Here is a 25,298-nt window from a genome sequence, read left to right on the forward strand (position 1 = left end):
GAAATTACACATGTTACAGCCAAAAAGAGTAAAATTCCGTAAAGTCCAGAAGGGTAAGGGAAATATGAGCGGTAACTCTGGTAGAGGTACTCAACTTTCTAATGGAATGTTTGGGATCAAATCTTTAGACCAGAATTTACTTACATCTCGTCAGATTGAAGCAGCACGTATTGCAGCAACTCGTCATATGAAAAGAGAAGGGCAGCTTTGGATTAAAATATTTCCAGACAAGCCAATAACTAAAAAGCCTTTAGAGGTACGTATGGGTAAGGGTAAAGGAGCACCTGATCATTTCGTATCAGTAGTTAAACCAGGTAGAATTTTGTTCGAAGTTGGTGGAGTACCAATGGATGTTGCAAAAGAAGCTTTACGTTTAGCAGCTCAGAAACTTCCAGTAAAAACGAAGTTTGTTATCGCAAGAGATTTTGATTTTAACGCTTAATTCTATATAAAATGAAACAATCAGAAATTAAAGAATTATCTATCGCAGACTTACAAGAACAGTTAGTAGCGTTAAAGAAAAATTATACGGATCTTAAGATGGCTCATGCCATAACTCCATTGGAAAACCCATTGCAGTTAAGAAGCTTAAGAAAAACTGTAGCAAGAATTGCTACAGAATTAACTAAAAGAGAATTACAATAATTCTAGTCAGTTTTAAAGATGGAAAAAAGAAATCTTAGAAAAGAGAGAATAGGTGTTGTATCTAGTAGCAAAATGGAGAAATCTATCGTTGTTAATGAGGTAAAAAGAGTAAAGCACCCAATGTACGGTAAGTTCGTTTTAAAAACGAAGAAGTATGTTGCACATGACGAGAATAACGATTGCAACGAAGGTGATACTGTTAAGATAATGGAAACTCGTCCATTAAGTAAATCTAAACGTTGGAGATTAGTAGAAATCCTAGAAAGAGCTAAATAATATGTTACAAACAGAATCAAGATTAAAAGTAGCAGATAACACTGGAGCAAAAGAAGTTTTAGTGATTAGAGTTTTAGGTGGAACAAAAAAGCGTTACGCTAGCGTTGGAGATAAAATCGTTGTTACGGTAAAATCTGCAACTCCAAACGGAACTGTAAAAAAGGGTCAAGTATCTCGTGCAGTTGTTGTTCGTACTAAGAAAGAAGTTAGACGTAAAGACGGATCTTATATTAGATTTGACGATAATGCTTGTGTACTTTTAAATCCTACTGAGGAAATGAGAGGTACTCGTGTATTTGGACCTGTTGCTCGTGAATTACGTGAGAAGCAGTTTATGAAGATTGTATCATTAGCACCTGAAGTGCTTTAATATCGTATTTAAGATGAAGAAGTTCAAAATCAAATCAGGAGATACTGTTAAAGTAATAGCAGGAGATCACAAAGGATCAGAAGGTAAAGTTTTACAAATCCTTAAAGATAAAGATAGAGTTGTAGTAGAGGGAGTAAATATGGTTTCTAAACATACTAAACCTAGCGCAACAAATCCACAAGGAGGAATTGTAAAAAAGGAAGCTTCTTTACATATATCTAATGTAGCATTAGTTGAAAACAACGAAGCTGTAAGAGTTGGATATAAAGTAGAAGGAGATAAAAAAGTAAGATTTTCAAAAAAATCAGATAAAGCAATATAACCATGAGTTACGTACCAAGATTAAAAGAAGAGTACAAGAGCAGAGTTATCAAGGCTCTTACTGATGAATTTGGTTATAGCAATGTAATGCAAGTTCCTAAATTACAGAAAATTGTAGTAAGTAAAGGAGTAGGTGCAGCTATAGCAGATAAGAAATTAATTGAATATGCTATTGATGAGTTAACAAGAATAACTGGTCAAAAAGCAGTTCCAACAATTTCTAAAAAGGATGTTGCAAACTTTAAATTACGTAAAGGTATGCCAATTGGTGCAAAAGTTACGTTAAGAGGAGTTGTAATGTATGAATTTTTAGACCGTTTAGTAACAGCCTCTTTACCACGTGTAAGAGACTTTAACGGAATTAAAGCAAATGGTTTTGATGGTAGAGGTAATTACAATTTAGGAATTACTGAACAAATCATCTACCCAGAGATTAATATTGACCAAGTTAAAAAAATCAGTGGTATGGATATTACTTTTGTAACATCTGCAAATACTGATAAAGAAGCAAAGTCATTATTAGGAGAATTAGGTTTACCATTTAAAAAGAATTAAAAGATGGCTAAAGAATCAATGAAAGCGCGTGAGCGCAAAAGAGCTAAAATGGTTGAAAAGTATGCTGAAAAGAGAAAAGCTTTAAAAGAAGCTGGAGACTACGAAGCATTACAAAAATTACCAAAGAATGCATCACCAATTAGAAAGCACAACCGTTGTAAATTAACTGGTCGTCCAAAAGGGTATATGCGTCAGTTCGGAATTTCACGTGTAACTTTCCGTGAAATGGCTAATCAAGGGTTAATCCCAGGAGTAAAAAAAGCAAGCTGGTAACAGTGTTTTACTATAGAAACAAGGTGTATAATTTTAAATTATGCACCTTTTTTTGTTTTTAATATTATTTTTTATACTTAAATGACCCAAAAAAGTATTCAAATATTAGCCAATAAATTCAAAGTCAAAACGATAATTGACTAAAACATTTTTTTTTCAAAAAGTTTATGTATATTTGCACTCTGTTTTTTATAGGGTAAATTCCGTCTTGTAAGTAACTGTTAGTAAAATAGCAAAGCCTTATAAGTAATTTATTTCTGAAAAGCAAAAAATGAATATTAACTGGTTTCAGGTTCAATAGCCTTAATTATTGAAAACCAAAACCGAAAATTAATTAATTATGTACACAGATCCAATCGCGGATTTTCTTACTCGTGTCAGAAATGCTATCGCAGCTGGTCATAGAGTAGTAGAGATTCCTGCTTCAAAATTGAAGAAGGAAATGACGAAAATTTTGTTCGATCAAGGTTACGTTTTAAGTTATCAGTTCAATGAAGATAAAGTTCAAGGAACTATCAAGATAGCTTTAAAATATGACAGAGAGACAAAAGAATCAGTAATCAGAAAAATTCAGAGAATTTCAACACCAGGTTTACGTAAATACGTTGGCGCTAAAGAAATGCCAAGAGTATTAAACGGATTAGGTATTGCTATTGTTTCTACATCTAGAGGTGTAATGACAAACAAAAAAGCAAGACTTGAAAATGTTGGTGGAGAAGTTTTATGTTACGTTTACTAAAATACATTTTGTAAAATGAGTAGAATAGGAAAAAATCCAATCGCATTACCACAAGGTGTTGAAGTTAAAGTAGACGGGAACGTGGTTACAGTTAAAGGTAAATTAGGTGAGTTAACTCAAGAGTTAAAATCTGGTATTACTGCAAAAATCGAAGATGGTATTTTAACAGTTGAAAGATCATCAGAAAGTAAAGACGATAGATCAGCACATGGTTTATATCGTGCTCTAATCAATAATATGATTGAGGGAGTTTCTAAAGGTTATACCAAAGAACTAGAATTAGTTGGTGTAGGTTATAGAGCATCTAATCAAGGTCAAAAATTAGAATTGGCTTTAGGTTTCTCTCATAGTATTACTTTAAATTTAGCTCCAGAAGTTAAGGTTGAGACAGTATCTGAAAAAGGTAAAAATCCAATCATTAAATTATCTTCATTTGACAAGCAATTAGTTGGTCAAGTAGCAGCAAAAATTCGTTCTTTCCGTAAGCCAGAGCCTTATAAAGGAAAAGGAATTAAGTTTGTAGGAGAAGTATTAAGAAGAAAAGCAGGTAAATCTGCATAATAAATAAGAGAAATTATTATGGCATTATCAAAGCTTGAAAGAAGACAACGTATTAAGCATAGAATTAGAAAAATTGTTACAGGAACTGCTGAAAAACCAAGATTATCGGTTTTTAGAAGTAACAAAGAAATTTATGCTCAATTAGTTGACGATGTAGCGGGTGTTACTTTAGCATCTGTATCATCAAGAGATAAAGAAATAGCATCAAGTTCTAAAGCAGAAGCTGCAACTGCAGTAGGTAAATCTATAGCTGAAAAAGCTAACAAAGCTGGCGTACAAATGGTTGCTTTTGATCGTAATGGGTATTTATACCACGGTAGAGTAAAAGTATTAGCAGACGCTGCTAGAGAAGCTGGTTTAAAATTTTAAGAAATTATATTATGTTAGGATATAAAAACATAGAAAGAGTAAAACCAAGCGGTTTAGAGCTTGTAGATAAATTAGTAGGTGTACAACGTGTTACTAAAGTAACTAAGGGGGGTAGAGCATTTGGTTTCTCTGCAATCGTAGTAGTTGGTGATGGTAGCGGAGTTGTAGGTCATGGATTAGGAAAGTCTAAAGATGTTGCCTCAGCTATTGCAAAAGCAGTAGAAGATGCAAAGAAAAATTTAGTACGTATTCCTATTTTAGACGGAACTTTACCTCACGAACAAAAAGGTAAGTTTGGTGGTGCGAAAGTATTCATTAAGCCAGCTTCACATGGTACCGGGGTTATCGCCGGTGGTGCAGTTCGTTCGGTATTAGAATCTGTTGGTATTAAAGACGTATTATCAAAATCTCAAGGATCATCTAACCCTCACAATGTTGTAAAAGCTACATTTGACGCTTTATTACAATTACGTAGTGCTGCAACTATAGCTAAACAAAGAGGTATATCTTTAGAGAAAGTTTTTAACGGTTAAAATTTAAGACGATGAGTAAAATTAGAATTACACAAGTAAAAAGTCAAATCGGTCGCCTTAAAAATCAAAAAAGAACGTTAGAGGCACTAGGTTTACGTAAAATGAACCAAACTGTAGAGCATGAGGCAACTCCTTCTATAGTTGGTATGGTAAATACAATTAAACACTTAGTTTCCGTAGAGGAAATTAAATAAGACATAAATAATCATGAGTTTACACAACTTAAAACCGGCAGAGGGATCTGTTAAAAAAGTTAAGAGAATTGCACGTGGTGAAGGTTCTGGTAAAGGTGGTACCGCTACAAGAGGTCACAATGGGCAAAAGTCTCGTTCAGGATATTCTCGTAAAATTGGATTTGAAGGTGGTCAAATGCCACTTCAAAGACGTGTGCCTAAATTTGGTTTTACTAACATAAATCGTAAAGAATATGTTGGTGTTAATTTAGATAAATTACAAAATTTAGTAGATAGCGGAAAAATTACTGACACTGTTAGTTTAGATGTTTTAGTAGAAAACCGTTTAGCTCGTAAAAACGACTTAGTTAAAATATTAGGTGGAGGAGAGTTAAAAGCTAAATTAAATATTACTGTACATAAATTTACTGCTACAGCTAAAGCTGCTATTGAAGCTGCTGGAGGCGAAGCGGTTACCTTATAAGAAAACTGTAAATGATGAATTTTATAAATACTTTAAAAGATATTTTCAAAATTGAAGAGTTAAAAGAAAAAATAATTTTAACTATTGGTTTAATTGCTGTATACAGGTTTATGTCGGCTGTTCCATTACCTGGGATAGATCCTACACAGCTTGCAGCATTAAAAGATCAAGCTGGAGGAGGTCTTTTAGGTTTATTAAACGCATTTACAGGAGGAGCATTTGCTAGAGCGTCAGTAATGGCACTTGGTATAATGCCTTATATTTCTGCATCTATTGTAGTTCAATTAATGGGTATTGCTGTACCTTATTTACAGAAATTACAGAAAGATGGAGAAAGTGGAAGAAAAAAGATTACACAAATTACTCGATGGTTAACTATCTTAATTACTTTGGTTCAAGGACCAACGTATATTACAGCTATTAAAACCCAATTTGGATTACCAGAATCAGCTTTCTTAGTTGGTGGTGCTACATTTTGGATTTCATCAATGATTTTATTAACAGCAGGAACCATATTTGCTATGTGGTTAGGAGAGCGTATCACTGACAAAGGAGTTGGTAACGGAATATCGTTATTAATTACAGTTGGTATTATAGCTAATTTCCCTGTTGCTTTCTTACAAGAAGTAGTTTCTAAAACAGAAAATGCTGGCGGTGGAGGAATCATGATGATTTTAATAGAGTTAATAGTTTGGTTTGTTGTAATTTTATTAACCGTATTATTAGTTACCGCAGTTCGTAAAGTAGCAGTACAATATGCTCGCCGTACCGCAGTTACAAACATTAAAGATGTTGACGGAGCAAGACAATACATTCCGTTAAAGTTAAATGCTGCAGGTGTAATGCCAATTATATTTGCACAAGCTATAATGTTTTTACCTGTTGCATTAGGTCAAAAATATCCAGCTTTAAATAGTTTAGCTGATAATTTCGGTTTATGGTATAATGTAATATTTGCTGTTTTAATTATCGTATTTAGTTATTTTTATACGGCAATTACAATACCTACTAATAAAATGGCTGAAGATCTTAAAAGAAGTAATGGTTTCGTACCAGGTTATAAACCAGGTGAAGAAACTGCTAATTATTTAGATTCTGTGTTATCAAAAATAACATTCCCAGGATCATTATTTTTAGCAGCATTATCTATTTTACCTGCAATCATTGTTAAATTTGGAGTTACTCAAAATTGGGCAATGTTTTATGGAGGAACATCTTTAATCATTATGGTAGGAGTTGCTATAGATACTATTCAGCAAATTAATTCATATTTATTAAACAGTCGATATGACGGTTTAATGAAAACAGGTAACAGTAACAGAAAATCATTAAAATAATATGGCTAAGCAACCAGCAATTCAACAAGACGGAACAATAACAGAAGCATTATCAAATGCAATGTTTCGTGTAGAATTAGAAAACGGACATATTGTAACGGCTCACATTTCAGGAAAAATGCGTATGCATTATATCAAATTGTTACCTGGAGATAAGGTGAAATTAGAAATGAGTCCGTATGATTTATCAAAGGCAAGAATTACTTACAGATATTAAAAAACAAAACTGATGAAAGTAAGAGCATCATTAAAGAAAAGAAGTGCCGACTGCAAAATAGTACGCAGAAAGGGCAGATTATATGTAATTAACAAAAAGAATCCTAGATTTAAACAAAGACAAGGGTAGTTATGGCAAGAATCGCAGGTATTGACATTCCAAAGAATAAAAGAGGAGTTATCGCTTTAACTTACATCTTTGGTATAGGAAGAAGCAGAGCTAAAAATATATTAGCAGAAGCAAAAATAGATGAGAGTATCAAAGTTCAAGATTGGACTGATGATCAAATTGCAGCAATTCGTGAGCAAGTTGGAACTTTCACTATCGAGGGAGAGTTACGTTCTGAAGTTCAATTAAACATTAAGCGTTTAATGGATATCGGATGTCAAAGAGGTATTCGTCACAGACTTGGATTACCATTAAGAGGTCAAAGAACTAAGAATAACTCTCGTACAAGAAAAGGTAAGAGAAAAACTGTAGCTAACAAGAAAAAATAATCGTTAGATTATTTTTACTAATTGTAAACAATCATGGCAAAGTCTAAAGTAACAAAGAAACGTAAAGTTGTAATTGAGTCAGTGGGAGAAGCTCACGTAACGGCATCATTTAACAACATAATTATATCTTTAACAAACAAAAAGGGAGATGTTATCTCTTGGTCTTCAGCAGGAAAAATGGGTTTTAGAGGTTCTAAAAAGAATACTCCATATGCAGCTCAATTAGCAGCAGAAGATTGCGTAGGTGTGGCTAAAGAAGCTGGATTACGTAAAGTTAAGGTATATGTAAAAGGACCAGGAAATGGTAGAGAATCTGCTATTAGATCAATTCATAATGCTGGGATAGAAGTAACTGAAATCATTGATGTTACTCCAATTCCTCATAATGGATGTCGTCCACCAAAAAGAAGAAGAGTATAAGCTGAACTAGTTTCAGTTTATATTTTTCTAAATTGATATTATTAGTATATCAATAAAAATTATAAATTTTAAACCAAGTAGGATCAAAGATTATCGAAGGAGTAAGCCTTAATTCATAATCCCTACTAAATTAATTAGAAATGGCAAGATATACAGGACCAAAAACTAAGATTGCTCGTAAATTTGGTGAAGCAATATTCGGAGATGATAAAAACTTCGAAAAAAGAAATTACCCTCCAGGACAACATGGAGTTGGTAAAAGAAGAGGTAAAAAATCTGAATATGCTATCCAGTTAATGGAAAAGCAAAAAGCTAAATATACTTACGGTATTTTAGAGCGTCAATTTAGTAACTTATTTAAAAGCGCTTCAGCTTCTAAAGGTATTACTGGTGAGGTTTTATTACAATTATGTGAGTCTCGTTTAGATAACGTTGTTTTCCGTTTAGGAGTTGCTAACTCAAGAAGAGGAGCACGTCAATTAGTATCTCACCGTCACATTACTGTGAATGGAGAGATAGTAAACATACCATCTTACAGATTAAGAGAAGGAGATGTTGTAGCTGTTAGAGAAAAATCTAAATCTTTAGAAGCTATTGAAAATGCATTAGCTTCTAATAGTAGTGTTTACGAATGGTTATCTTGGAATTCTGATCAAAAATCAGGTATTTTTATTAAAGCACCTGAAAGATTACAAATTCCTGAGAACATCAAAGAGCAGTTAATCGTAGAATTATATTCTAAGTAATAAATTAATCATATTGAAGTTCAGCCAAAGGGTTTGTCAGTATTTCTTCAAACTTATGAACCGCGCAACTGAATTACAATTAAAATGAAGAAAATATGGCAATTTTAAATTTTCAAAAGCCTGATAAAGTAATAATGATTGAATCTACAGATTTTTCTGGAAGATTCGAATTCAGACCTCTTGAACCAGGTTTTGGATTAACTATTGGAAATGCTTTGAGAAGAGTATTATTATCTTCTTTAGAAGGTTTTGCAATAACATCATTACGAGTAGATGGCGTTGATCACGAATTCTCAACGATAGAAGGAGTTGTAGAAGATGTTACAGAAATCATTTTAAATTTAAAACAAGTACGTTTTAAAAAGCAAATTGAAGAATCTGACAGAGAAACAGTTTCTATAGCTGTATCAGGACAAGAGCAATTAACAGCAGGTGATTTACAAAAATTTATTTCAGGATTTCAAGTATTAAATCCAGAATTAGTTTTATGTAACATGGATAAGTCTGTTAGCTTTAGTGCTGAAATAAGCATAGAAAAAGGTAGAGGATTTGTGCCAGCAGAAGAAAACAAAAGAGCTGGAGCACCTTTAGGAACAATTTTTACTGATTCTATTTACACTCCAATTAAGAATGTAAAGTATGCAGTAGAAAACTTTCGTGTTGAACAAAAAACAGATTACGAAAAATTAGTTTTTGATATTGACACAGATGGATCTATTAATCCTAAAGATGCATTAACTGAAGCAGCTAAAATTTTAATTCACCACTTCATGTTATTTTCGGATGAAAGAATAACTTTAGAGGCTGATGAAATAGCTCAAACTGAAACATATGATGAGGAATCATTACATATGCGTCAATTATTGAAAACGAAACTAGTAGATATGGATTTATCAGTTCGTGCTTTAAATTGTTTGAAAGCTGCAGAGGTAGATACTTTAGGAGACTTAGTATCTTTCAATAAAAGTGACTTAATGAAGTTTAGAAACTTTGGTAAAAAATCATTAACTGAATTAGAAGAGTTAGTGATTAATAAAGGACTAAATTTTGGAATGGATTTAGGTAAATATAAATTAGATAGAGATTAATCTTTCATATTTTGCTCCTCATAAAGAGTTGAAGCAAGATGAAAGCAAAACCCAAATGTCATGAGACACGGAAAGAAATTTAACCACTTAGGAAGAAAAACAGCGCATAGAAAAGCAATGTTATCAAACATGGCTTGTTCTTTAGTAGAGCATAAGCGTATTAATACTACTGTTGCTAAAGCGAAAGCTTTACGTAAGTTTATTGAGCCTTTAATTACAAAATCTAAGGCTGATACAACTCACAACAGACGTACAGTATTTAGATATTTACGTGATAAAAATGCTGTTACAGAATTATTTAAAGAAATTTCTGTAAAAGTTGCTGATAGACCAGGAGGGTATGTTCGTATTATCAAATTAGGAAATCGTCAAGGGGATAATGCTCCAATGGCAATGATTGAATTAGTTGATTATAATGAATTATACAACCCTAAAGGAAACCAAGCTAAAAAATCTACACGTCGTAGCCGTCGTGGAGGTGCTAAAAAAGCTGAAGCTGTTGCTCCTGTTGAAACTAAAACTTCACAAGAGGAAGAATAAAAATGAAAATTTTTATCAATCATATAAAAGGGATGAACATTTAATGTTTATCCCTTTTTTTATATATTTTTGCAACTCAATTACACAATACAATACACTAAACTAAATGAAATATCAATCACGTAAAAAAGCTTTAGTATTATTAGCTGATGGTACAATTTTCTATGGTAAATCAGTAGGGATAGAAGGTACGTCTACAGGAGAAATCTGTTTTAATACCGGTATGACTGGGTACCAAGAAGTATTTACTGATCCTTCTTATTTTGGACAATTAATGGTTACTACAAATGCTCACATAGGTAATTATGGTGTTAATAATGAAGAAATAGAGTCTGAAGGAATTAAAATTTCAGGATTAATTTGTCGAAACTTTAGTTTTACACATTCAAGAGTTGATTCTGATGGAAATTTAAAAGATTGGTTTGAAAAACATAATCTTGTAGCAATTTCTGATGTAGATACAAGAGCATTAGTATCTTATATTAGAGATAATGGTGCTATGAATGCTATTATTTCAACAGAAGTTGATAATATTGAAAATTTAAAGAAACAGTTATCTGAAATCCCTAATATGGAAGGTTTAGAACTTGCTTCTAAAGTATCTACAAAAGAACCTTATTTTATAGGAGATGAAAATGCACCAATTAAAATTTCAGCATTAGATATAGGAATAAAAAAGAATATACTTAGAAATTTTGTTAAGAGAGATGCGTATGTAAAGGTGTATCCTTATAATGCTACTTTTAAGGAAATGAGTGAATTTAATCCTGATGGCTATTTTATATCAAATGGACCTGGTGATCCTGAACCTTTAATAGATGCTCAAAATACAGCAAAAGATATTATAGCAAATGATTTACCTTTATTTGGTATTTGTTTAGGACATCAAGTAATAGCATTGGCTAATGGTATTTCTACTTATAAAATGCATAATGGTCATAGAGGAATTAATCACCCAGTGAAAAATTTACTTACAGGAAAAGGTGAAATTACATCTCAAAATCATGGATTTGCAATTAATAGAGAAGAAACTGAAGCACATAATGATGTAGAAATTACTCATGTTCATCTAAATGATAATACTGTAGCTGGTATTAGAATGAAAAATAAAAATGTTTTTTCTGTACAATATCATCCTGAAGCTAGCCCTGGACCACATGATGCAGAATATTTATTCGATCAATTTATAGAAAATATAAAAAAGGCGAAAGCTTAATATAAATTCCCGCTTTTCTGCGGGAATTTATATTTGATAACGTTTTCGTAAAATCACAATAATATAAGATAATAAAAAGGCAGTATTTTGTAAATTTACTACCTTAAATATACTAATAAACAAAAACAACTATGAGTATTATAATCAATATCCATGCACGTCAAATTTTTGATTCTAGAGGTAATCCTACAGTAGAAGTAGATGTAACTACTGAAAATGGTTTTACAGGTAGAGCGGCTGTACCATCAGGAGCTTCTACCGGAGAACATGAAGCAGTAGAGTTACGTGACGGAGGTGCCGCATATATGGGTAAAGGTGTTTTAAAAGCAGTTGAAAATGTTAATACATTAATAGCTCAAGAATTATTAGGAGTATCAGTTTTTGAACAAAACATGATTGACAAAATAATGATTGACTTAGATGGTACTCCAAATAAATCTAAACTAGGAGCTAACGCAATACTAGGTGTTTCATTAGCAGCAGCAAAAGCAGCGGCAAATGAATTAGGGTTGTCATTATATCGTTACATAGGCGGTGTTTCAGCAAATACATTACCTGTGCCAATGATGAATATAATTAATGGAGGATCACATTCTGATGCTCCGATTGCATTTCAAGAGTTTATGGTAATGCCAGTAAAAGCTGAAAACTTTACCGAAGCAATGCAAATAGGTTCAGAAATTTTCCATCACTTAAAGAAAGTTTTACATGATAGAAATTTATCTACTGCTGTAGGTGATGAAGGTGGTTTTGCACCAACTTTAGAAGGAACCGAAGACGCAATTGAAACTATTGAATTAGCAACTAAAAATGCTGGGTATAAGTTTGGTGAAGAAGTAATGATTGCTTTAGATTGTGCTGCAGCTGAATTTTTTGTTGATGGAAAATATGATTATACCAAGTTTGAAGGTAGTAAAGGTAAAGTAAGAACTAGTCAAGAACAAGCTGATTATTTAGCAGAATTAGCATCTAAATATCCTATAATTTCTATTGAGGATGGAATGGATGAAAATGACTGGGACGGTTGGAAATATTTAACTGAAAAAATAGGAGACAAGGTTCAATTAGTAGGAGATGATTTATTTGTAACTAATGTAGATCGATTATCTAGAGGAATAGAAAACGGAATTGCTAACTCTATTTTAATTAAAGTAAATCAAATTGGTACTTTAACAGAAACCATTGCTGCTGTTAATATGGCTCATAATGCAGGTTATACATCAGTAATGAGTCATAGATCAGGAGAAACTGAAGATAATACTATTGCAGATTTAGCCGTAGCATTAAATACAGGACAAATAAAAACGGGATCAGCATCTAGATCTGATCGTATGGCAAAATATAATCAGTTATTACGTATAGAAGAAGAATTAGCTGATGTAGCTTTTTTTCCACAGGAAAAAGCATTTAAAATATAATAAGATAATTCTTATTTAAAAGAAAAATAAAGCTTGTAAGGTTGTCTTACAAGCTTTGTTTTTTATAAAATTTTTAGATAAAGAAATTTTATTTTTTTATGTTAAAAATCTATGACTATCAATTTTTTAAATTTATAAAAAATGGTATCTTCGCAACTCACTTCAATTATAAAAATTTTTAGATAAAAAATGGCAGATATAGCAAAGTTACAAGTTGGCGAAAATACGTATGAATTTCCTTTGATAACAGGAACGGAAAATGAAACTGCAATTGATATTAAAACGTTGAGAGGCGCTACTGGTGGACTTATAACAATTGATCCTGGATATAAGAATACAGGTTCTTGTCAAAGTGCTATTACATTTTTAAATGGAGAAGAAGGAATTTTAAGATATAGAGGTTACTCAATTGAAGAACTTGCTGAAAAAGCAGATTTCTTAGAAGTAGCATATTTGTTGATTTTTGGTGAATTACCAACAAAAGAACAATTACAGAAATTCCATGATGATGTAAGATCTAAAGCTATCGTTGATGAAGATATAAAGAAAATTATTGATGCTTTTCCTAAAAATGCTCACCCTATGGGAGTGTTGTCATCATTAACTAGTGCGTTAGTATCATTTAATCCAACTTCTGTAAATGTTGATTCAGAAGAAGATATGTACAATGCTATAGTTAAAATTTTAGGAAAATTTCCTGTTTTAGTAGCTTGGACAATGCGTAAAAAACAAGGATTACCTTTAAATTATGGTTCTAAGAATTTAGGGTATGTAGAAAACATTATGAAAATGATGTTTGAGCAACCTAATGAAGAGTATGCAATAAACCCAATAATTAAAGATGCATTAGATAAATTATTAATATTACATGCAGATCACGAACAAAACTGTTCTACATCAACTGTAAGAATTGTTGGTTCATCACATGCAGGATTGTTTGCTTCATTATCAGCTGGAATCTCAGCTTTATGGGGTCCATTACATGGAGGTGCAAATCAAGCTGTATTGGAAATGTTGGAAGCTATTAGACAAGATGGTGGAGATACTAAGAAGTACATGGCAAAAGCTAAAGACAAGAATGATCCTTTCCGTTTAATGGGATTCGGACATAGAGTATATAAAAACTTTGACCCTAGAGCTAAAATTATTAAAGTAGCAGCTGATGAAGTTTTAGCAGATTTAGGTATTGATGACCCAATTTTAGATATTGCTAAAGCATTAGAACAAGAAGCTCTTAACGATGAATATTTCGTTAAAAGAAAATTATACCCAAATGTTGATTTCTATTCAGGAATTATATATAGAGCTATGGGCATACCAGTTGAAATGTTTACAGTAATGTTTGCATTAGGTCGTTTACCTGGTTGGATTGCACAATGGAGAGAAATGCGTTTAGGAAAAGAACCAATAGGGCGTCCTCGTCAAGTTTATACAGGTGAAAACCACAGAGATTTTGTAAAGATTAGTAAAAGATAAAATATACTAAAAATGTCATTTAATATTTAGATGACATTTTTTATTGAATTCATATTATGAAAGAAATAAAAATTATAAAAAACAGATCTGATATTGGCGCTGGTACTAGAGGATCTGACATGGGAATTGATGCTATTGAAATTGCAGCAATAAACAAAGGAAGTAATTATTTTGAGCAATTTGAATTTGAAGACGTAATTACTAAAAATGAATCTGTTTATAGTAAAGAGAATAATTCATTTGCTAAGAGAATAGAAAATGTATTTAATCAGTGTAAAAGGTTATCTAATCATGTAAAAGTAAACTTACAGGAAGATAAATTTCCAATTGTTATTTCTGGAGATCACTCGTCTGCATTAGGAACTATTAGTGGTGTTAAAGCTGCTAACTCAACAAAAAGAGTAGGAGTAGTGTGGATTGATGCTCATGGAGATTTACATTCGCCATATACATCGCCTTCAGGTAATATTCATGGTATGCCTTTAGCAGCAGCAATAAGTGATGATAATTTAGATTGTCAAGTAAATGATATTGATAGAGAAACTGCTGAGTTATGGGATAGAATGAAAAACATAGGTGTTCCAGGACAAAAAGTACAAGCAGAAGATGTTATTTTCTTTGGAGTAAGAGATACTGAAGAACCAGAGGATAAACAAATGGAAAAACATGGAATTAAAAACTACAAAGTAGCTGAAGTTAGATACCGTGGATTAGAAGTTTGTGTAAGTGAAGCACTTGAAAAGTTAAGTAATTGTGATGTAATCTACGTTTCTTTTGATGTTGATGCTATGGATTGTGATATGGTTTCGTATGGTACGGGAACTCCAGTACCAAAGGGATTTGATCAATATGAGATAATAGATATTATAAATCAATTATTAGAAAGTAAGAAAGTAGCTTGCTTAGAATTTGTTGAAGTAAATCCGCTATTAGATTTCAAAGGAAATAAAATGGCAGAAACTGCTTTTGATGTTCTTGAAAAGGTAACAGAAACTATTAAAAAAATATAATACAGTTATATTTAAGTATAATGAAACTAGCCTATAAGGCTAGTTTTTTTGTTTTTAATAAATTTTGAAAAGAGTATTGCTAGTTTAAATAAACTATTATATTTGTCATTGTAAACTTTAGGAGTAGCTAGGAAACTAGTTTGAGAAATATCCTTGGAACCTGATATGGTTAACACCAACGTAGGAAAAAGTTATTATTTTTAGTTTAGTATTTAGCTTAATAAGCAATACTAAAAACTTCTTCTATAGTTTACTTAAACATGTTAATATGATAAACATAAAAGTAAACGACATTAATCAACAATTTTCGAGTTCACTAACCATAGAACAATTAGTTTTCAAACTTCAAATTGTAACTAACGGTATTGCTATTGCCATTAATGATAGTGTGATTAAAAAAGAGAGTTGGGAAACAAAAGAACTTAAAAATAACGATAAAGTTTTAATTATAAAATCTACTCAAGGAGGATAAAATTTTCAAAACAAACTAACAATATTCTATAATTTACCTTACACAATTATGAAGAAAAAAGATACTGCACCAAGTAATGGAATAACTAGACATCCATTTCCAAATTCAAACAAAATTTATGTTCAAGGAGAAATACATCCTGATATTAAAGTTGCTATGAGAGAAATAGAATTGAGTGATACTGTTGATTCTATGACAAAAAAAAGAACTCCTAATGAACCAGTAACGATTTATGACACCTCAGGACCTTATACCGACCCTACTAAAGAAATTAATATTCATAACGGTATTGAACGTATTAGAGAATCATGGATTTTAGAAAGAGAAGATGTAGATGAATTAGCTACTTTTTCATCAGAATATTGTAATGAGCGTTTAAATGATAAAAGTTTAGATCATTTACGTTTTAGCTTAAAACATAAGCCAAAGCGAGCTAAAAAAGGACAAAATGTAACTCAGTTACATTATGCTAAAAAAGGAATTATAACTCCAGAGATGGAATATATTGCAATTCGTGAGAATCAACGAATTGATGAAGTAACACGTTTGTCAAAGCAACATCCAGGACAAGATTTTGGAGCAAGTATTCCAGCAAAAATAACCCCAGAGTTTGTTAGAGAAGAAGTAGCAAGAGGTCGTGCAGTAATACCTTCAAATATAAATCATCCTGAAGCTGAACCTATGATTTTAGGACGTAACTTCTTAGTGAAAATTAATGCAAATATTGGTAATTCAGCAACAACATCTTCAATTGAAGAAGAAGTAGAAAAAGCTGTTTGGGCTTGTCGTTGGGGAGCAGATAATATAATGGATTTATCTACAGGAAAAAACATTCATGAAACGCGTGAATGGATTATTCGTAATTCACCTGTTCCAGTTGGTACTGTACCAATTTACCAAGCTTTGGAAAAGGTAAATGGAATAGCTGAAGATTTAACATGGGAAATTTTTAGAGATACTTTAATAGAGCAAGCTGAACAAGGAGTAGATTATTTTACAATACATGCAGGAGTTCGTTTACGTTATGTGCCTATGACAGCTAAGCGTATTACAGGAATAGTATCTCGTGGTGGTTCAATCATGGCTAAATGGTGTTTAGCACATCATAAGGAGAGTTTTTTATATACACATTTTGAAGAGATTTGTGAAATAATGAAAGCGTATGATGTTGCTTTTTCGTTAGGAGACGGTTTACGTCCAGGTTCTATTGCTGACGCTAACGATGAGGCACAATTTGCTGAACTAGAAACTTTAGGAGAATTAACTAAAATAGCAAGGAAACACGAAGTTCAATGCTTTATTGAAGGACCTGGTCATGTACCAATGCACATGATAAAAGCGAATATGGACAAGCAATTAGAAGCTTGTGATGAAGCACCTTTTTATACACTAGGGCCGTTAACAACTGATATTGCTCCCGGTTATGATCATATTACGTCTGGTATTGGAGCTGCCATGATTGGTTGGTTTGGATGTGCCATGTTGTGTTATGTAACACCAAAAGAACATTTAGGATTACCTAATAAAGAAGATGTACGAACAGGAGTAGTTACCTACAAGTTAGCTGCACATGCTGCTGATTTAGCTAAAGGTCATCCAGGGGCACAACATAGAGATGATGCTTTAAGTAAAGCTCGATTTGAGTTCCGTTGGGAAGATCAGTTTAATTTAGGGTTAGATCCTGAATTAGCTCGTGAATACCATGATGAAACTTTACCAGCTGAAGGTGCAAAAATTGCTCATTTCTGTTCTATGTGCGGACCAAAATTTTGTTCTATGAAAATATCACAAGAGGTTCGTGATTTTGCAGCAGTTAATAAAGTTGAAGGTGATGAAGTATTTGCAAAAGGAATGGAAGAAAAATCTAAAGAGTTTAAAGATAAAGGTTCAGAAGTATATCTATAATCTATTGTTAATTATGAGTTGCAAATTAATATATAGTTAGATATTTGTAACTCATAATTCTTAATTTAAATTTAATGATTGTTTTAATAGCTCCAGAGAACGATATAGAAAATGAAATTAAAATCTTACATCAATTATTTGAAAAGGGTTTAGAGTTTTATCATTTTAGGAAGCCATATAAGAATTATGAAGACCATGTTTTGTATTTAAATCAAATAGATAAAAAATACCATGATAGAATAGTAGTTCATTATTTTCATGAATTAATTAATGAATTCAATTTAAAAGGTATTCATTTTCAAGAGCAAAAAAGGAGAGATGTCTTAGAGAATGGGAGTCAGTATTTTATTAGCTTAAATATGATAGGTAAAACAATGAGTAGTTCTTTTCACGAGCCTGAAGAATTAGATAGCTGTGATATAGAATTTGATTACCATTTATTGAGTCCAGTATTTTCGTCAATATCTAAAAAAGGATATGAAGGTAAAGGTTTTGATGTAAATCATATTGATAAAATGATTATAGGTATTGGAGGTATAAATGATAATACCATAAAAGAAACCATTCAACTGGGGTTTCAAGGTATTGGAGTTTTAGGCGGTGTTTGGAATACTGAAAACCCTATTGAGAGTTTTAAAAATATTAAGGAAGAATACGAAAAGTCAATATAAAAATTGAATACTAAAACTTACATATTAACCATAGCTGGTATTGATCCATCAAGCGGAGCAGGAATCACATCAGATATTAAAACATTTGAAGCCCACGGGTTGTATGGCCTATCTGTTTGTACTGCAGTTACCGTTCAAAATGATATTGCCTTTAAAGATTGTATTTGGATTGAAAAAGAAACAATTGTTAATCAAATAACAACACTTTTTGAACGATTTTCAATATCAGTAGTTAAAATAGGAATTATTCAGTCATGGAAAATTTTATTAGAAGTACTTCAAGTATTAAAAAAAATAAACCCATCAATAAAGATAGTATTAGATCCTGTTTTAAAAGCAAGTGCGGGTTTTGATTTTCATTCGAAACAAGACCTGAAAGTATTTGAGAAAGTTTTAAATCATTGCGACTTTTTAACACCAAATTATAATGAAATAAAAGAATTATTTCCTGATAAAACTGTTGAAGAAACAATTGAATTTATTTCAGAAAGAACAAATATTTATTTGAAAGGAGGTCATAGAGAAGATAAAAAAGGTTGGGATGAAGTTTATTATAGTAAAATAGTAAAAATGAACATTCCACCTATAGCCACTACTGTTTATCAAAAACATGGAAGTGGTTGTGTATTATCATCAGCATTAGCGTCAAATTTAATGAAAGAAATTCCTTTAGAAGATGTTTGTAAAAATGTAAAAAGATATACAGAAGAGTTTTTAAACTCAAATGAATCTTTGTTAGGTAAACACAAGTATAAGAAATAAATAAAGTAAGATAAAAAAAACGGGATATAAATATCAAATAGAGAAAGAATTGATTAATCGAAATTGGGAAATAATCGAAATTAATTCAAATATAGAATGGTGGGATGATGAAAATTGGAAAATTCAATTTAAATTTAATCATAGAATTTTACTGTATATATGTTTTATAGTTGACCCACAGTTTTCTAGAAATAGAAAGAAAGGTAAAGAAATTTATGAAATAAAAGCTACATCTAGATTTCCAATGAATTGGAATGATAATTTAAATGTAATTGGTTCAATTAGTTTAACAAAAAGAAAGTTTGATGTAAAATTTGATAAATTTATTGAAGACATAGAAATATTCAAAAAAAACAAGAATGATAAGTAAATTACACTATATAACTCAGGGGAAAACAGCTGAAGAGCATTTAGAAAATATTCAAAGAGCATGTTCATCAGGAGTAGAATGGGTGCAGTTACGCTTAAAAAACGTTGACCCTAAAACAATTTTAGAAACTGCTAAAAAGGCAAGAGAAATTACTGCACATTATCAAACTAGATTAATTATAAATGATTACTATAAAGTAGCAAAAGAAGTGAATGCAGATGGAGTACATCTTGGAAAAAAAGATGCTTGTCCATTAAAAGTTCGTGATTATTTAGGTAAATTTTATAGTATTGGAGGAACGGCAAATACTTTAGAAGAATGTAAAGAGTTGTTAACTAAAAAAGTTGATTATATTGGTTTAGGGCCTTTTCAATTTACTGAAACTAAAAAGAATTTAAGTCCTGTAATAGGGGAAGCTGGATATAAAGTATTGATTGAAGAATTAAATTCGGAAACCCCTATAATAGCTGTAGGAGGCATTACTTTAGATACAGTTACAAGTATAATAAAAACGGGTGTTTTTGGAGTAGCTGTTTCTGGAGCAATAACTAACGATTTTACTAGTATTCCTGTTTTCCATCAATTATTAAAAGCTCCAAGTACTAATGAACAAGTTTATAAACTAGATGATAACAAATAAAAATGATAAATACCAAACTAACAATAGCAGATAAAACTTTTTCATCTAGGTTATTTACAGGAACAGGAAAATTTAGTTCATCTCAGTTAATGAAAGAATCTTTAATAGCATCAGAAAGTGAACTAATAACTGTTGCATTAAAAAGAGTAGATGTTCAAAATGAAGAGGATGATATATTATCACACTTAAATCATTCAAGAATTAATTTGTTACCTAATACTTCAGGAGTTAGAACAGCAAAAGAGGCAGTTTTTGCAGCTGAATTATCTAGAGAAGCATTAGAAACTAATTGGGTTAAATTAGAAATTCATCCAGATCCAAGATATTTATTACCAGACCCTATTGAAACTTTAAAAGCAGCTGAAGAGTTGGTAAAACAGGGATTTGTTGTAATGCCTTATATTCATGCAGATCCAGTTTTATGCAAACGTTTAGAAGAGGTAGGAACACAATGTGTAATGCCATTAGGCGCACCAATTGGAAGTAATAAAGGATTAAAAACGATAGAGTTTTTAGAAATAATAATTGAACAATCTAATGTTCCTGTTATTGTTGATGCTGGTATTGGAGCACCATCGCATGCTGCATACGCAATGGAAATTGGCGCCGATGCAGTATTAGTGAATACTGCAATTGCTGTATCTAAAAATCCAGTGGTTATGGCAACGGCTTTTAAAATGGCAGTAGAATCTGGGAGAATGGCTTATGAAGCAAAATTAGCTCCCGTTAGAAATAAAGCGGAAGCTAGTAGTCCATTAACAAGTTTTTTGAATTAATAAAGTTATACTTTCTTTTATGTTAATTATAAAGAAAGAATAAAAAATGTAGAATGAATTCGATAGAAAACGAAAATTCAAAAAGTTTCATAGATACTTTTGGTCAATATAATTGGGATGTAGAATTAGAAAGTATTTTTAGTAAAACTACATCTGATGTTGAACAAGCACTGGTAAAAAGTAAAAGAAGTTTAGAAGATTTTAAAGCTTTAATTTCACCTGCAGCAAAACCGTTTTTAGAAGAAATGGCACATATGAGTAGCGTGCTAACAAAAAAGCGTTTTGGAAATACTATACAAATGTATGCTCCAATGTACTTAAGTAATGAGTGCCAAAACATATGTACTTATTGTGGGTTTAGTTTAACAAATAAAATACCTCGACGAACTTTAACAGATGAAGAGATATTAAAGGAAGTTACTTTTCTAAAAAATAAAGGGTATGACCATATTTTATTAGTTACAGGAGAAGCAAATAAAACAGTTGGTGTAAATTATATAAATAATGCAATCAAATTAATCCGTTCTCAGTTTTCAAATATAACGATTGAAGTTCAACCATTAGATCAAAATGAGTATGAGCTACTTATAGAAAATGGTTTATATGCGGTTTTAGTATATCAAGAAACATATCATAAAGAGGAATATAAAAAACATCATCCTAAAGGAAAGAAATCTAATTTTAAGTATCGTTTAGAAACTCCAGATAGGTTAGGAAAAGCTGGTGTTCATAAAATAGGATTAGGAGCTTTATTTGGTTTGGAAGATTGGCGTGCAGATAGTTTTTTTACAGCGTTGCATTTAAAATATTTACAAAAAACCTATTGGAAAACTAAGTATTCTATTTCATTTCCTCGATTGCGCCCGCATTCAGGTGGATTAGAACCAAAAGTTGAAATGACTGATGCAGATTTAGTACAATTAATATGTGCATTTCGTTTGCTTGATGAAGATGTTGAATTATCAATGTCTACTAGAGAAAGTGAAGTTTTTAGAAATAATATTGTTAATTTAGGAGCAACATCTATTAGTGCAGAATCAAAAACAAATCCAGGAGGATATTCAGTAGAACCACAATCCTTAGAACAATTTGAAATATCTGATGAACGTAGTACCGAAGAAATAGTACTAATGTTAAAAGAAAAAGGGTTGGAAGTAGTGTGGAAAGATTGGGAAGTTTTTAGTTAATTTAACATAGCTAGAAGTTCTCTTTGATTGTCTTTTATTAATAGAAAAGAATAATTAGTTAAAATGAGTTTAACTCCAGAAGAAAAAAAGCAGTATAACCGTCACCTTATTTTAGATAAAATAGGAGAAGAAGGTCAATTGAAATTAAAGAAGGCTAAAGTTTTGGTTATTGGAGCAGGAGGACTAGGATGTCCTGTGTTACAATACTTAACTGCTGCAGGAGTTGGTAATATTGGAATTATAGATGATGACGAAATAGATCAAAGTAATTTACAACGTCAAATTTTATATACCATAGATGATATAGGCTTATCCAAAGCAGAAACGGCATCAAAACGATTGTCTAAATTAAATCCATTTGTAATCTTTACAGTATATAAAGAAAAGCTAACTCGAGCGAATGCAATTCAGTTATTTGAAAACTACGATGTTATTGTAGATGGAAGTGATAATTTTTCAACACGATATTTGACTAATGATGCTTCTCTATTAACGAATAAACCTTTAGTTTATGGGGCCATTTTTAAGTTTGAAGGGCAGGTAAGTGTTTTTAATTACAAAAAGAGTGCAACTTATAGGTGTTTATATCCTTCACCTCCAAAACCAGATAAATCTCCAAATTGTTCCGAAATTGGAGTTTTGGGTGTGTTGCCAGGAATTATAGGAAGTCTTCAAGCAAATGAAACAATTAAAATAATTTGTGAAACGGGTGAGGTGTTAGCAAATAAATTATTGATGTATGATACACTAAGTATGCGTCAAATGATATTGAAATTCGAAAGAACAGAAAAAGCTGAGGTTACCGAGTTAGAAGAAGACTATGATTTTTTCTGTGGGATAAAATCAATGAATAATGAAATTTCATTGGGTGAATTACAAAATAATTTAGAGATGTATAATTTGTTGGATGTTCGAGAATACTGGGAACGTGAAGAACACCATATAGGAGGACAGCACATTCCGTTAGGAGAAATTCCAAAAAGATATTTAGAACTAGATACTTCAAAACCGATAGTAGTATATTGTAGATCAGGAATGCGAAGCAAAAAAGCAATTAATGTATTAGAGGGTGAGTTGAATAATACTGTTTTTGTGAATTTAAAAAATGGCATCAAATAAAAAATTAGATATTTAACTAATTTTAATCACTTAAAAGTATACTAAGAACTTAGTGTTTATGCGTTTATTTGTATTTACCTTTGTAGCGTAAATCAATAAAAGGGCATTAGATGTTAGATTATGTAGTAATTGGAGGAGCGCAAGCAGGATTGTCTATGGCTTACCATTTAGGAAAAATGGATAAAAAGTTTATAGTTCTTGATGGAGAAAATGAAATTGGTGCTTCTTGGTTGAATAGATGGGATTCTTTAAAACTTTTTACCCCCACAGAGTATAATCATTTACCGGGATTAAAATTTAATGCCCCCAAAGGGTATTACCCTTCAAAAGTTGAAGTTAGTAATTATTTTAAATCTTATGTTGAAAAAAATAGTATTCCAATACAGCTAAATACTCTAGTAACTTCTGTTAGTAAAACTAAAGAAGGTTTTTTTATTAAGTATAAAGATGGGAGTATTGAGGCAAAAAACGTAGTAGTTGCAACAGGTCCTTTTCATATTCCTTATACACCACCTTGTCATACTAAAATATCTGATAGTATACTTCAAATGCATAGTAACTATTATAAAAATAAAAACCAGTTACAAAACGGTGATACATTAGTTGTAGGCGGGGGAGATTCTGGGTATCAAATTTTAAATGAAATATCTGAGAACTCTTCAAGAACTGTTTATTTTTCTGGAGATACTTCTGTAAAATCGTTACCCCAACAGTTTTTAGGTAAAACATTATGGTGGTGGTTTACTTTAATCGGTTTTTTAAGTTATAGTAAGTATAGTTGGATTGGGAAAAAAATTAGTTCTTCTTCTCAACCAGTTATAGGAACAGATGTAAAGGGAATACTTTCTCGAAAAAATGTAGTTTGCGTTGGAAGAACAAGGGATGCATTTAAAAACGATATCCATTTTGAAAAGAATAAAATTTCTACTATTAAAAATATTGTTTGGGCAACTGGGTATCGTCCGAACTTTAAATGGATTGAAGGACTAGAGTTAGATGAAGGAAATTATCCTAAAAACTATAGAGGTGTAAGTAATATAGAAGGTTTATACTTTATAGGGTTACCTTGGATGTTTACTAGAGGATCAGCAACATTGGGAGGAGTTTCAAAAGATGCTAGTTATTTAGCTGATATAATGCGCAAAAAATAAGAAATATTTTTACCTTCGTAGTATGAAGCAAACTACCAATACTATCTTAATGGTTCGCCCTTCTAGTTTTAGAATGAACGAACAAACTGCTGTTAATAATTATTACCAACAGGAATTAGCTGGAATGTTACCCGTAACTATTAATGCTAAAGCACAGGAAGAATTTGATGATTTTGTTGGTAAATTAGAAGGAGTAGGAGTAGAGGTGGTAGTAATTGAAGATACTAAAACACCAGATACACCAGATGCTTTGTTTCCTAATAACTGGATTTCTTTTCATGAAAATGGAGATGTTGCCGTATATCCAATGTTTGCTGAAAATAGACGTCTTGAAAAAAGAGATGATGTATTAGAGGTTTTAGAGAGTAAAGGATTTATAATAGAAAATGTTATTGATTATTCTGAGGCTGAAGAAGAAGGCATTTTTTTAGAAGGAACTGGAAGTATGATTTTAGATCGCACTAACCAAAAAGCCTATTGTGCTTTATCACCTAGAGCAGATGAGGAGTTATTTATTGAGTTTTGTGAAGATTTTGAATATACACCTGTAGTTTTTGTTGCAAATCAAACGGTAGGAAGTAACAGAGAAGCTATTTATCATACTAATGTTATGATGTGCGTAGCAGAAACTTTTGTAGTAGTTTGTATAGATGCTATTGATGATAAAAAAGAAAGAAAAGAGTTAGTAAAACATTTTAAGTCTGATGGAAAAGAGGTTATTGCCATAACTGAAAAACAAGTAACTCAGTTTGCAGGAAATATGTTACAGCTTATAGGAAATGATGATGAACGTTTTTTAGTAATGAGTTCTTCTGCCTACAATTCATTAACTGAAAATCAGGTAGCTATAATTGAAAAGCATTGTAAAATAGTACACAGTTCACTTGAAACTATTGAAACTTGTGGAGGTGGTAGTGCTCGTTGTATGATGGCGGAAGTGTTTTTAAAAAAATAAATTTGTTGATTTTTATTATTCTCAGC

The 25,298-nt window shown here is 31.6% G+C and carries 36 protein-coding genes and 1 riboswitch; all 36 genes read left to right on the forward strand.

Annotated features, from left to right (window positions below; translation table 11 throughout):
• Positions 1–10 precede the first annotated feature (10 nt).
• The 36 genes from rplP to ctlX all read left to right on the forward strand — a co-directional run bounded on the left by rplP (position 11) and on the right by ctlX (position 25,272).
• The gene (gene rplP / locus ACKTTQ_RS01430; protein WP_093868911.1) at positions 11–442 is read left to right on the forward strand and encodes a 50S ribosomal protein L16; all 432 of its coding nucleotides are present in this window, start codon (positions 11–13) and stop codon (positions 440–442) included.
• An 11-nt stretch (positions 443–453) separates the two neighbouring features.
• Positions 454–645, forward strand: a complete 192-nt coding sequence (gene rpmC, locus ACKTTQ_RS01435; RefSeq protein WP_093868910.1) for a 50S ribosomal protein L29 — start codon at positions 454–456, stop codon at positions 643–645.
• Positions 646–663: 18 nt separating this feature from the next.
• Positions 664–921, forward strand: coding sequence for a 30S ribosomal protein S17 (gene rpsQ, locus ACKTTQ_RS01440; protein ID WP_093868909.1), 258 nt, complete (start codon positions 664–666; stop codon positions 919–921).
• A gap of 1 nt (position 922) precedes the next feature.
• Positions 923–1,291 (forward strand): 50S ribosomal protein L14, encoded by a 369-nt coding sequence (gene rplN / locus ACKTTQ_RS01445; protein ID WP_093868908.1) that lies wholly within the window; start codon positions 923–925, stop codon positions 1,289–1,291.
• 13 nt (positions 1,292–1,304) lie between these two features.
• The gene (gene rplX, locus ACKTTQ_RS01450) at positions 1,305–1,613 is read left to right on the forward strand and encodes a 50S ribosomal protein L24 (RefSeq protein WP_093868907.1); all 309 of its coding nucleotides are present in this window, start codon (positions 1,305–1,307) and stop codon (positions 1,611–1,613) included.
• Positions 1,614–1,615: 2 nt separating this feature from the next.
• A complete protein-coding gene (gene rplE / locus ACKTTQ_RS01455; RefSeq protein ID WP_093868906.1) occupies positions 1,616–2,167 on the forward strand; it encodes a 50S ribosomal protein L5 in 552 nt (183 codons plus the stop codon).
• A gap of 3 nt (positions 2,168–2,170) precedes the next feature.
• Positions 2,171–2,440, forward strand: coding sequence for a 30S ribosomal protein S14 (rpsN, locus tag ACKTTQ_RS01460; protein ID WP_093868905.1), 270 nt, complete (start codon positions 2,171–2,173; stop codon positions 2,438–2,440).
• Between the two features lie 340 nt (positions 2,441–2,780).
• Positions 2,781–3,179, forward strand: a complete 399-nt coding sequence (gene rpsH / locus ACKTTQ_RS01465) for a 30S ribosomal protein S8 (protein WP_093868904.1) — start codon at positions 2,781–2,783, stop codon at positions 3,177–3,179.
• A 15-nt stretch (positions 3,180–3,194) separates the two neighbouring features.
• A complete protein-coding gene (gene rplF, locus ACKTTQ_RS01470; RefSeq protein WP_093868903.1) occupies positions 3,195–3,740 on the forward strand; it encodes a 50S ribosomal protein L6 in 546 nt (181 codons plus the stop codon).
• A gap of 18 nt (positions 3,741–3,758) precedes the next feature.
• Complete coding sequence (gene rplR, locus ACKTTQ_RS01475) at positions 3,759–4,109, forward strand: 50S ribosomal protein L18 (RefSeq protein WP_093868902.1); 351 nt, start codon at positions 3,759–3,761, stop codon at positions 4,107–4,109.
• Between the two features lie 8 nt (positions 4,110–4,117).
• The gene (gene rpsE, locus ACKTTQ_RS01480; RefSeq protein WP_093868901.1) at positions 4,118–4,642 is read left to right on the forward strand and encodes a 30S ribosomal protein S5; all 525 of its coding nucleotides are present in this window, start codon (positions 4,118–4,120) and stop codon (positions 4,640–4,642) included.
• An 11-nt stretch (positions 4,643–4,653) separates the two neighbouring features.
• Positions 4,654–4,836, forward strand: coding sequence for a 50S ribosomal protein L30 (gene rpmD, locus ACKTTQ_RS01485; protein WP_408048225.1), 183 nt, complete (start codon positions 4,654–4,656; stop codon positions 4,834–4,836).
• Between the two features lie 13 nt (positions 4,837–4,849).
• The gene (gene rplO / locus ACKTTQ_RS01490) at positions 4,850–5,299 is read left to right on the forward strand and encodes a 50S ribosomal protein L15 (RefSeq protein WP_093868899.1); all 450 of its coding nucleotides are present in this window, start codon (positions 4,850–4,852) and stop codon (positions 5,297–5,299) included.
• Positions 5,300–5,313: 14 nt separating this feature from the next.
• Positions 5,314–6,636 (forward strand): preprotein translocase subunit SecY, encoded by a 1,323-nt coding sequence (gene secY / locus ACKTTQ_RS01495; RefSeq protein ID WP_093868898.1) that lies wholly within the window; start codon positions 5,314–5,316, stop codon positions 6,634–6,636.
• 1 nt (position 6,637) lies between these two features.
• On the forward strand, positions 6,638–6,853 hold the full coding sequence (gene infA, locus ACKTTQ_RS01500) for a translation initiation factor IF-1 (RefSeq protein WP_024740627.1): 216 nt from the start codon (positions 6,638–6,640) through the stop codon (positions 6,851–6,853).
• Between the two features lie 12 nt (positions 6,854–6,865).
• Positions 6,866–6,982: a type B 50S ribosomal protein L36 gene (gene ykgO / locus ACKTTQ_RS01505; protein WP_010181906.1), complete on the forward strand. Its 117-nt coding sequence runs from the start codon at positions 6,866–6,868 to the stop codon at positions 6,980–6,982.
• A 2-nt stretch (positions 6,983–6,984) separates the two neighbouring features.
• A complete protein-coding gene (rpsM, locus tag ACKTTQ_RS01510) occupies positions 6,985–7,350 on the forward strand; it encodes a 30S ribosomal protein S13 (RefSeq protein ID WP_093868897.1) in 366 nt (121 codons plus the stop codon).
• Positions 7,351–7,383: 33 nt separating this feature from the next.
• The gene (gene rpsK, locus ACKTTQ_RS01515; RefSeq protein WP_093868896.1) at positions 7,384–7,770 is read left to right on the forward strand and encodes a 30S ribosomal protein S11; all 387 of its coding nucleotides are present in this window, start codon (positions 7,384–7,386) and stop codon (positions 7,768–7,770) included.
• A gap of 140 nt (positions 7,771–7,910) precedes the next feature.
• Positions 7,911–8,516, forward strand: coding sequence for a 30S ribosomal protein S4 (gene rpsD / locus ACKTTQ_RS01520; RefSeq protein ID WP_093868895.1), 606 nt, complete (start codon positions 7,911–7,913; stop codon positions 8,514–8,516).
• A 95-nt stretch (positions 8,517–8,611) separates the two neighbouring features.
• On the forward strand, positions 8,612–9,604 hold the full coding sequence (locus ACKTTQ_RS01525; RefSeq protein WP_093868894.1) for a DNA-directed RNA polymerase subunit alpha: 993 nt from the start codon (positions 8,612–8,614) through the stop codon (positions 9,602–9,604).
• A 60-nt stretch (positions 9,605–9,664) separates the two neighbouring features.
• A complete protein-coding gene (gene rplQ / locus ACKTTQ_RS01530; protein WP_093868893.1) occupies positions 9,665–10,144 on the forward strand; it encodes a 50S ribosomal protein L17 in 480 nt (159 codons plus the stop codon).
• 106 nt (positions 10,145–10,250) lie between these two features.
• On the forward strand, positions 10,251–11,360 hold the full coding sequence (carA, locus tag ACKTTQ_RS01535; RefSeq protein ID WP_093868892.1) for a glutamine-hydrolyzing carbamoyl-phosphate synthase small subunit: 1,110 nt from the start codon (positions 10,251–10,253) through the stop codon (positions 11,358–11,360).
• Positions 11,361–11,491: 131 nt separating this feature from the next.
• Positions 11,492–12,778, forward strand: a complete 1,287-nt coding sequence (gene eno, locus ACKTTQ_RS01540; RefSeq protein WP_093868891.1) for a phosphopyruvate hydratase — start codon at positions 11,492–11,494, stop codon at positions 12,776–12,778.
• 189 nt (positions 12,779–12,967) lie between these two features.
• On the forward strand, positions 12,968–14,254 hold the full coding sequence (locus tag ACKTTQ_RS01545) for a citrate synthase (RefSeq protein ID WP_093868890.1): 1,287 nt from the start codon (positions 12,968–12,970) through the stop codon (positions 14,252–14,254).
• Positions 14,255–14,310: 56 nt separating this feature from the next.
• A complete protein-coding gene (locus ACKTTQ_RS01550) occupies positions 14,311–15,264 on the forward strand; it encodes an arginase (protein ID WP_233487144.1) in 954 nt (317 codons plus the stop codon).
• Positions 15,265–15,373: 109 nt separating this feature from the next.
• Positions 15,374–15,468, forward strand: a riboswitch (TPP riboswitch).
• 64 nt (positions 15,469–15,532) lie between these two features.
• Positions 15,533–15,736, forward strand: a complete 204-nt coding sequence (thiS, locus tag ACKTTQ_RS01555; RefSeq protein WP_093868888.1) for a sulfur carrier protein ThiS — start codon at positions 15,533–15,535, stop codon at positions 15,734–15,736.
• 48 nt (positions 15,737–15,784) lie between these two features.
• On the forward strand, positions 15,785–17,641 hold the full coding sequence (gene thiC / locus ACKTTQ_RS01560) for a phosphomethylpyrimidine synthase ThiC (RefSeq protein ID WP_093868887.1): 1,857 nt from the start codon (positions 15,785–15,787) through the stop codon (positions 17,639–17,641).
• Positions 17,642–17,715: 74 nt separating this feature from the next.
• Positions 17,716–18,312, forward strand: a complete 597-nt coding sequence (locus ACKTTQ_RS01565; RefSeq protein ID WP_113786630.1) for a thiamine phosphate synthase — start codon at positions 17,716–17,718, stop codon at positions 18,310–18,312.
• A gap of 3 nt (positions 18,313–18,315) precedes the next feature.
• Entirely contained in the window at positions 18,316–19,074 is a 759-nt protein-coding gene (locus tag ACKTTQ_RS01570; RefSeq protein ID WP_113786631.1) for a hydroxymethylpyrimidine/phosphomethylpyrimidine kinase, read from the forward strand.
• A gap of 49 nt (positions 19,075–19,123) precedes the next feature.
• Entirely contained in the window at positions 19,124–19,444 is a 321-nt protein-coding gene (locus ACKTTQ_RS01575) for a hypothetical protein (protein WP_113786632.1), read from the forward strand.
• Positions 19,434–20,084 carry a thiamine phosphate synthase gene (gene thiE / locus ACKTTQ_RS01580; RefSeq protein WP_113786633.1) on the forward strand — a complete coding sequence of 217 codons (651 nt, stop codon included), beginning with the start codon at positions 19,434–19,436 and terminating at the stop codon, positions 20,082–20,084. Before ACKTTQ_RS01575 ends, thiE begins: the two co-directional genes overlap by 11 nt.
• Before the next feature lie 2 nt (positions 20,085–20,086).
• Positions 20,087–20,860: a thiazole synthase gene (locus ACKTTQ_RS01585; RefSeq protein ID WP_408048226.1), complete on the forward strand. Its 774-nt coding sequence runs from the start codon at positions 20,087–20,089 to the stop codon at positions 20,858–20,860.
• Between the two features lie 53 nt (positions 20,861–20,913).
• Complete coding sequence (gene thiH / locus ACKTTQ_RS01590; RefSeq protein ID WP_299135335.1) at positions 20,914–22,047, forward strand: 2-iminoacetate synthase ThiH; 1,134 nt, start codon at positions 20,914–20,916, stop codon at positions 22,045–22,047.
• 63 nt (positions 22,048–22,110) lie between these two features.
• Positions 22,111–23,166, forward strand: a complete 1,056-nt coding sequence (gene moeB / locus ACKTTQ_RS01595; protein ID WP_408048227.1) for a molybdopterin-synthase adenylyltransferase MoeB — start codon at positions 22,111–22,113, stop codon at positions 23,164–23,166.
• 110 nt (positions 23,167–23,276) lie between these two features.
• Entirely contained in the window at positions 23,277–24,317 is a 1,041-nt protein-coding gene (locus ACKTTQ_RS01600; RefSeq protein ID WP_408048228.1) for a flavin-containing monooxygenase, read from the forward strand.
• A gap of 22 nt (positions 24,318–24,339) precedes the next feature.
• Complete coding sequence (gene ctlX / locus ACKTTQ_RS01605) at positions 24,340–25,272, forward strand: citrulline utilization hydrolase CtlX (RefSeq protein ID WP_408048229.1); 933 nt, start codon at positions 24,340–24,342, stop codon at positions 25,270–25,272.
• Positions 25,273–25,298: the final 26 nt, after the last annotated feature.

The sequence above is a fragment of the Tenacibaculum halocynthiae genome (genome assembly GCF_964512825.1).
GTDB classification, from domain to species: Bacteria; Bacteroidota; Bacteroidia; order Flavobacteriales; family Flavobacteriaceae; genus Polaribacter; species Polaribacter halocynthiae.